Below are 1,502 nucleotides of genomic sequence, written 5' to 3' on the forward strand. Positions count from 1 at the left end.
CACCGACGACATCGACGGCGCGTTCCTCGCCGCGCTCGCGGACAATCCGCACCTCGTCCCCGCCGAGCCCGCGCTCCCCGAGATCGACATCACCGGCGAGCGGATCGGCGCCCCCGTGGCCCGTCCCTCCGCGCTGCTCTGCATCGGCCAGAACTACGCGGCGCACGCGGCGGAGTCCGGCAGCGAGCCGCCCGAGCAGCCGATCCTCTTCTACAAGTCGCCGAACACGGTCGTCGGCCCGTACGACGACGTGCTGATCCCGCGCGGTTCGAAGAAGACCGACTGGGAGGTGGAGCTGGCCGTCGTCATCGGCCGCCGCGCCTCGTACCTGGACTCCCCCGCCGACGCCGCCGCGCACATCGCGGGCTACGCCGTCAGCAACGACGTGTCCGAACGCGCCTTCCAGCTGGAGGAGTCGGGCGGGCAGTGGTCCAAGGGCAAGAGCTGCGCCACGTTCAATCCGCTGGGCCCGGTGCTGGTGACGGCCGACGAGGTCGGCGACCCGCAGCGGCTGCGGCTGCGCAGCTTCGTCAACGGCGAGCCGCGGCAGGACTCCAGCACCGCGGACATGATCTTCAGTGTGGCGCACCTGGTGCACCACCTGTCGCAGTACCTGGTGCTGGAGCCGGGTGACATCGTCAACACAGGCACCCCGCAGGGCGTGGCGCTGTCCGGCCGCTTCCCGTACCTGGGGCCGGACGACGTGATGGAGGTCGAGATCTCGGGACTGGGACGCCAGCGCAGCGTCTGCCGCCCCGCCTGACCCCGATCGGCCGGGCGCGGCCCCGCCCCCCGTCGGATCGGGGCCGCGCCCTCCCCCCGGCGCCCGTCCCGGCCCGAACGCCCCTCAGTCCTCGGGGAGTTCGACCGGGGCGATGTCGTCGAATACGTCGCCGGGGCCGGGGTTGGTCGGGTCGGTCGCGCCGCCGAACCGGGCCATCACACCCCAGACGGCGTTGAGTGCGGTCTGCACGGCGCCCTCTGCCCATCCGGCCGTCCAGGAGATGTCGTCGCCCGCGAGGAAGATGCCGCGCCGGTCGGCGGGCAGCCGGTCCTGCATGAAGTGGGTGAACAGCCGTCGCTGGTACCGGTAGTGGCCCGGCAGGTTGGCCTTGAACGCGCCCATGAAGTACGGCTCGTTCTCCCACGAGACGGTCACCGGGTTGCCGATGATGTGCTTCCTGATGTCGACGTCCGGGTAGATCTCGCCGAGCGACTTCAGCATGACCTCCATGCGCTCGTTCGCGGAGAGCGGCAGCCACTTCAGGCTGTCGTCGCACCAGGTGTACGAGAGACAGATGACGGCGGGCCGGTCGGGGCCGTCGTCCAGGAGGTACGTCCCCCGGGTCATCCGGTCGGTGAGCGTCATCGACATGCGGTCCCGCCCGGTCGGCACCCCCTTGTCGTCGACGGCCTCGTCCCGCCAGAACGGCCGGTCGACGGGGACGAACAGCTTGGACGACTCCATGTAGTGGGTGCGCTCCATCGCCGTCCAGTGGTCG

General features: G+C 71.0%; 2 protein-coding genes. One reads left to right on the plus strand and one right to left on the minus strand.

What is annotated here, in order from left to right:
* The coding region (locus AMK22_RS22040; protein WP_073787559.1) for a fumarylacetoacetate hydrolase family protein at positions 1-763 on the plus strand (763 nt) is incomplete at its 5' end.
* Positions 764-847: 84 nt separating this feature from the next.
* Here the strand turns inward: AMK22_RS22040 and AMK22_RS41105 are convergent.
* Positions 848-1,502 (minus strand): flavin monoamine oxidase family protein (locus tag AMK22_RS41105; protein WP_242434091.1); only part of this gene is annotated, 655 nt, incomplete at its 5' end.

The organism is Streptomyces sp. CB01580, from assembly GCF_001905795.1.
Classification (GTDB): Bacteria; Actinomycetota; Actinomycetes; order Streptomycetales; family Streptomycetaceae; genus Streptomyces.